This is a genomic window from Corynebacterium sp. ACRPE (genome assembly GCF_022347435.1).
Lineage (GTDB): Bacteria > Actinomycetota > Actinomycetes > Mycobacteriales > Mycobacteriaceae > Corynebacterium > Corynebacterium tuberculostearicum_D.
Map to the genome: position 1 here is coordinate 1 of NZ_JAKRNA010000044.1, position 6,421 is coordinate 6,421.

At 59.0% G+C, this 6,421-nt stretch carries 6 protein-coding genes and 1 tRNA gene; 4 read left to right on the forward strand and 3 right to left on the reverse strand.

Annotated elements, in window-relative coordinates; genetic code table 11:
• A partial coding sequence (locus MHY13_RS11915; RefSeq protein WP_239230518.1) for an IS3 family transposase occupies window positions 1-87 on the forward strand: 87 nt, incomplete at its 5' end.
• A gap of 40 nt (window positions 88-127) precedes the next feature.
• Here MHY13_RS11915 and MHY13_RS11920 read toward each other — a convergent pair.
• Window positions 128-451, reverse strand: coding sequence for a WhiB family transcriptional regulator (locus MHY13_RS11920; protein WP_005323132.1), 324 nt, complete (start codon window positions 449-451; stop codon window positions 128-130).
• Between the two features lie 144 nt (window positions 452-595).
• On the opposite strand from MHY13_RS11920, the gene MHY13_RS11925 reads away from it, so the two are divergent.
• Window positions 596-3,109, forward strand: coding sequence for a transglycosylase domain-containing protein (locus MHY13_RS11925; RefSeq protein WP_239283233.1), 2,514 nt, complete (start codon window positions 596-598; stop codon window positions 3,107-3,109).
• 27 nt (window positions 3,110-3,136) lie between these two features.
• On the opposite strand, the gene MHY13_RS11930 is transcribed toward MHY13_RS11925, so the two are convergent.
• Complete coding sequence (locus MHY13_RS11930; RefSeq protein ID WP_204610441.1) at window positions 3,137-3,601, reverse strand: GatB/YqeY domain-containing protein; 465 nt, start codon at window positions 3,599-3,601, stop codon at window positions 3,137-3,139.
• 33 nt (window positions 3,602-3,634) lie between these two features.
• Between MHY13_RS11930 and MHY13_RS11935 the strand changes: the two genes are divergently transcribed.
• Both MHY13_RS11935 and MHY13_RS11940 read left to right on the forward strand, forming a co-directional pair.
• A complete protein-coding gene (locus MHY13_RS11935) occupies window positions 3,635-4,525 on the forward strand; it encodes a metallophosphoesterase (protein ID WP_204610443.1) in 891 nt (296 codons plus the stop codon).
• Window positions 4,526-4,603: 78 nt separating this feature from the next.
• A tRNA-Pro gene (locus MHY13_RS11940) sits at window positions 4,604-4,680 on the forward strand.
• A 34-nt stretch (window positions 4,681-4,714) separates the two neighbouring features.
• On the opposite strand, the gene MHY13_RS11945 is transcribed toward MHY13_RS11940, so the two are convergent.
• Window positions 4,715-6,079, reverse strand: coding sequence for a CitMHS family transporter (locus tag MHY13_RS11945; RefSeq protein WP_239230274.1), 1,365 nt, complete (start codon window positions 6,077-6,079; stop codon window positions 4,715-4,717).
• Window positions 6,080-6,421 lie beyond the last annotated feature (342 nt).

Consider the following 6,421-nt stretch of genomic DNA (forward strand, 5'->3'; position numbering starts at 1 on the left):
TACAACACCGAACGCATCCAACAACGACTCAAGGGTCTAACCCCGATGCAATATCGAAATCAGACCCTTGAAGCCCTAACCGCCTAGAATTAAACCAGTCCAACTTTCGGGGGCCAGTTCAAATTTCTTAAATCCCGACGAGCTCGCCACCCTGAGCCAAGTAGTGGGCCCAATCCGTGATGTGGGGGTTCTTGCGCAGCAGAGCTCGGCGCTGGCGCTCGGTCAGCCCGCCCCACACACCGAACTCGACGCGATTATCCAGGGCGTCAGCGCGGCATTCGGTCAGTACCGGGCAGTGGCGGCAAATGACGGCCGCCTTGCGCTGTTCCGCACCGCGAACGAAGAGGGCATCTGGGTCGCCCTTGCGGCATTTGGCCTGGGTGACCCACTCACCACGCTCGGGATTTCGGGCTGTATTAGACATTCCAGCAGTCTTCACACGAACGGTCATGGGTGAGTGTGCTCCTTCCCAGACGGAATACTATGTAACGCATCTAAGTCTATTCATCCAGGTAGAAGATTGTCTAACACGTCACACTTTAGGGGGTGCGAGTGATCTTCCACCTACCAAGGGCGACCACGTAGGGTATGGGACGTGACTGTCATCAAATCTTTGGCCAAGATAGCCCTGTCTACGGTCTTGGTAGGCGCGCTCATCGCCCTGGCTCTTGCCCCCTTCGCGGGCATTTCCGGTGTGGCGATTGCCCGCACTAACGAAACCATGCAATCTGACCTGCAAGATCTGACTGCCGGCAATATCCCAGGCGTCACCACGATCAAAGACGCCAAGGGCAAGGACATGGCTTATGTCTTCAGCCAACGCCGCCACCCGGTGGAGAGCAAGAAGATCTCTAAGGCCATGAAAAACGCCATCGTCTCCATTGAGGACGAGCGCTTTTATGATCACGAAGGCGTGGACTTCCAGGGAAACTTCCGCGCGCTATGGACAAACCTGACGTCAGGCGGCGTCTCCCAGGGCGCTTCCACCATCGATCAGCAGTACGTCAAGAACTACCTGTTGCTGGTCTCTGCCACCACCGATGAAGAGCGCGCCGCGGCCACCGAGCAATCCGTGGCCCGCAAGCTGCGCGAGATGCGCATGGCCACCAAGATGGATGCGGAATTGGATAAGGATGACATCCTCACCAACTACCTCAACCTGGTGTCTTTTGGTAACCATGCCTATGGCGTCGAGGCGGCGGCCCGCACCTACTTTGGCACGCATGCTTCCGAGCTCACGGTGCCGCAGGCAGCGATGCTGGCTGGCATGGTCCAATCCTCTGAGCGCCTCAATCCCTATACCAACGCCGAGGAAGTAACCGAGCGGCGCAACCTAGTCCTGCAATCCATGGCGGATAACGGCCATATCAAACAACAGGAAGCGGATAAATATAAGGGGGAGAAGCTGGGCGTCGGCAAGAAGCCCAAAACGCTGGCCAATGGCTGCATCGGCGCCGGCGACCGCGGTTTCTTCTGTGATTATGTACTGAAATACCTGGATAAGAAGGGCATTAGCGAGGAGCAGCTAGCGCGCGGCGGCTACACCATCAAAACCACGCTGGACCCAACGGTGCAGGATAAGGCCCTCGAGTCCGTCCAAAACCATACCAACCCGGATGCCCAAGGCGTGGCTGAAGTCATGAACGTCATCAAGCCCGGCAGGTCGGACCGCAAGGTGCTAGCCATGGTCTCCTCGCGCGATTACGGCCTGGACCTGGATAAAAATGAGACCATCCTGCCGCAGCCCTACTCCTTGGTGGGCAACGGTGCAGGTTCCGTCTTCAAGGTCTTTACCGCCGCGGCCGCGCTCGAAGCGGGCTATGGCATCAAAAACACCGTGGATGTGCCGACCCGCTACGAAGCGGAGGGCCTAGGCCACGGCGGCGCCGACGGCTGCCCGGCGGACCGCTACTGCGTGGAAAACGCTGGTGCCTATAAGGCCACGATGACGCTGCAGGAAGCGCTGGCGCACTCCCCCAATACGCCGTTTATCAAGCTCACGGAGCAGGTAGGCGTAGCACCCATCGTCGATATGGCCGTGCGTTTGGGCCTGCGCTCCTACGATGACAAGGGCAGCTTTGATAAAGACACCTCGATTGCCCAGCACACCAAGGACGCCAACTCCGGCTCCTTCACCTTGGGCCCGGACCAGGTCAACCCGCTGGAGCTTTCCAATGTCGGCGCCACGCTGGCCGCGGATGGCAGGTGGTGCGAGCCTAACCCCATCTCCCAGGTCACGGATAAGGAAGGCAACGAGGTCTATCTCAAGGAAACCCCGTGTGAGCAGGCCGTTGATAAGGGTGTTGCCCGTGCGATGAGCAACGCCCTGTCCGAGGACGCCAAGCAAGGCACGGCCAAGAATGCCGCCCAGGCGGCCGGTTACTCCAGCCCTATCGCGGCCAAGACCGGTACCACCGAGTCCAACCAGTCCTCCGCATTTTTGGGATTCAACGAGGGCATTTCCGCCGCGCCGTATATCTATAACGATGGCACCTCCACCGTCCCGCTGTGTACCGGCCCGGTGCGCCAGTGCGCGGGTTGGGGCAACCTCTACGGCGGCTTGGAGCCGGCGCAGACCTTCTTCAGCATGGCTACGCAGCTGCCGATAGCCACCAAGGCCGGGCTGCCGAATTACAACAAGAAGTACGACAACGGCACCACGGCCGATAAGACCCTTGATAGCCTGCGCGGCAAGTCCGAGGCCGAGGCCCGCCAGACCTTGGAGTCCAAGGGCTACGTGGTCAAGACCTCCCGGGTTATCGGCGGCAATGTTCCTTATGGCCGCGTGGTTCGCGCGATTACCGGCAAGGACGGCAAGAAGAAGGGCGCGGAGATTACGCTGCAGCTTTCCGACGACGCCGGGGCCTCCCAATCCCCTTCCTCCGGCGTGGCCGACGCCGACTCCACCGGCGCACAAAATAGCACCGGCGGCGGTAATGCCGACGGTGCTACGAGCCCGGGCCGCTCGACTGGCGACACAGGCGGCAGAACGGGTAACGGTGGTGGCGGTACCGATACCGGCGGCGGGTTCTCGCCGGAAGACTTTGGCATCCGCCAAGAGGACATCGATAGCTTTGCCAACGACGTCCGCAGTCTGCTTGGCCGCTAATCCTCGCCCGTTGCGGTCTTGCCCGCTTTAGCTCAGCTGGGACTTGACCTCAGCGGACAGGCGCTTGCCATCTGCCTGGCCGGCGGCCTTGGCATTGGCCACCTTCATTACTGCACCCATCTGCTTCATGGTGGGTGCTTCGCCGTTTTCGGCCTCTACCTCCGCGATAGAGTCCTTCACTAGGGCCTTAAGCTCGGACTCGTCCAGCTGGCGGGGTTGGTAGGCCTCGAAGAAGGGGACGTCGGCAAGCTCGGCTTCCGCCAGCTCCGGACGGCCGTTTTCCTCATAGACCTCGGCGGACTCGCGGCGCTTTTTAATCTCGCGCGCAATCACCTTGAGGATATCGGCGTCCTCCAGCTCATGCCGGGAGCCATTGGTCTCCTCGGCCTGGATGGCGGCCAGCAAGGCGCGGATGGCGCTGGTGCGCTGCTTCTCCTTGGCCTTCATTGCGGTTTTCAGATCTGCACGGATGGTTTGCTTTAGCTCGCTCATGCCTATCAATGTACGCCAGGTAGTGTGGTAGCCGTGAAACTTTTACGTATTCTTGGCGGCCTCACCGCTGCCGGCCTGGGCGCCGCGGCATGGGGCTATAGCGAACTGACCAAATTCGAGCTCAAGGAATATACGCTCCCCCTCCTGCCCAAGGGCACGCTGCGCGGTAAGTCGGAATTTCGGCTGCTGCATCTGTCCGATCTGCATATGATCCCCGGCCAGGAGACCAAGATTGCCTGGGTTTCTGCCCTCGACGCCCTAGAGCCGGACCTCGTGGTCAACACTGGCGATAATCTCTCCGACCAGCAGGCCGTTCCCGATACGTTGCGCGCTCTCGGTCCTTTGCTGGCTCGCCCCGGCCTCTTCGTCTTCGGCACCAATGATTACTGGGCACCGCAGCCGGTCAATCCCTTCAAGTACCTGCTGGGCAAAAAGCGCGAGCCCTCCTATGTGGACTTGCCGTGGCGCGGTATGCGCGCCGCCTTCTTGGAGCACGGCTGGCGCGATGCCAACCAGGCCCGCCATGAATTCAAGGTGGGCAATGTCCGCCTTGCCGTCGCCGGCGTGGACGATCCCCACCATGATCTAGATGACTACTCCGAAATCGCCGGCCCGCCCAACGAGGACGCCGACTTGTCCCTGGCGCTCCTCCATGCCCCCGAGCCCCGCGTGCTGGAAAAGTTCGCGGCCGACGGCTACCAACTCTCGCTGTCTGGACACACTCACGGCGGCCAAATCTGCCTGCCCGGCTCCCGCGCACTGGTAACCAATTGCGGCATCGACCGCGACCGCGTGCAGGGCCTCCACGACTTCGGCCCGATGAAGATGCATGTTTCCAATGGTCTGGGCACCTCCAAATTCGCCCCGGTACGCCTTTTCTGCCGCCCTTCCGCCACTCTGCTGAAAATCACCGAGGTGGACTAAACCCGGCCACCTGCCGTTTTGTTGATTGCGCTCAGCTTGCGTTAAAGTATCCAGGTACCGCTTTTCAAGGCGGAACGCCGGGATATGGCGCAGGTTGGTAGCGCGCTTCGTTCGGGACGAAGAGGTCGCAGGTTCAAATCCTGTTATCCCGACCAACAGCCCGCAGCTTTGCTGCGGGCCTTTTCGTTGTTACGCCAGCATTCCCGTAAATAGCGCCACGGCAACCAAGATGGCGGAGAAAATCCACGCAATTGGGAAAGCCAGCTTGAGGTATTTACCCATCTGACCTTCCGCAAGACCCAGCGCCAGCCAAAGTGCAGGCGAGAAGGGTGAGACGAAGGTACCCACCACATTGCCGATAATGAGCGCGCAGGCCGCACCCATACCGCTGACTCCAAAGCTCTCAACGGTGCCTTGAACAATTGGAAGCACTGAGAAGTAATAAGCATCCGTCGAGGTCAACAAATCAAGTGGCACACCAAAGAATCCCACAATCACGTGCAGGTGTGGTGCGACGCCCTCTGGTAGAACGTTCACTAATGTCAGTGCGATTTCCTCAAGCATCTTGGTTTCATTGAGGACGCCCAAGAACATCGCGGCGGCAAGGATGACGCCTGCCATGGCCAAGGCATTGGGCGCGTGACGCCGCAGGGCCTCCCCTTGCTCCATTGGTCCACTGAAGTTGATTGCCAAAGTGATGGTCGTGGCGATGAGGAAGGCTGGGGCGGGCGGGACTATGCCCGAGAGCAAGGCCACTAAAACGGCAAGTGCAACGACAATGTTGATCACGGTTACCCAGCGCCCTTCGCGGAAGTGGTAGCCCAATTTATGCTGTTCACGTGCCTGTGCAGCAGCGAATTCATCCGCCAACGCATTCACGTCCACTGCAGTACCACCCGCTAGTTCTCCGCTTTCGCGTAGCCCCGCAACGCGGCGCTGTTCCCACCACCCCAAAAGCGCAGCCAAGAGGAATACCAGCACAATCGCCACGCCTTGAATAGGCAGGAGTTGGACCCAGATGGCATTGGGCTGCTGATCGACCACAGCACCGGCGCGGCCCAGCGGGCCGCCCCAAGGAACCATGTTCATGACCGAGGCAGCCATCGCCACAATGGTGATGAGCACGTAGCGCGACATATTCAGCGCACGGTAGAGCGGCAAGAGAGCCGGGATAGTGATAAGGAAAGTGGTAGAACCCGATCCATCAAGGTGCGCTACTACACCAATCGCCGCAGTGCCCAGCGTTACGGCCATGATCCTTCCCCGGGTGGCCCTGATGAGCGTACGAATGACTGGAGTAAATAGGCCAACGTCTTGCAAAATGCCGAAGAAGATAATGGCGAAGATAAACATCACCACGACGTTGATAACGGAATTTAAGCCCTCGCTGAAAAAGTCAGATATTTCACCTAGACCAAATCCACATATTAAGGCGCCAACTACGGGTACCAGGGTCATGGGGATAATGGGATTTACTCGGCCGCGGATCAAAATTCCCACCGTCACGAAAATGATGATGAGGCCCATGGCCGTGAGCCCGAGCGAGGTCTGCATAGTGCTCCTTAATAAGTCGACAATTCACCATGTCCTACGCTACGAAAGTAGGCGAGTGTGACTCAGATTAAACCCCAGCTATCGACAACGCTACTACTACCCCCGAAGCCCACACCGGTTTAAATTGAATTTCCTATAGATAATCGTCACCACGAAGCACTTCGCACGGCTTGAGAAAGTCCCCACCCTCAGCAAAAGCATTCATGAAATTGCACGGAATTTTCGGGTTAAGGGTCAAAAAGTGTGTCCGGAATCGCGGATTTTCACGGATTGACCTGTAGGTTTCCGGAAAGTATATGCTCCGGAAGCATATATCTAGCCCCCGACGGGAAATCCTCGGTG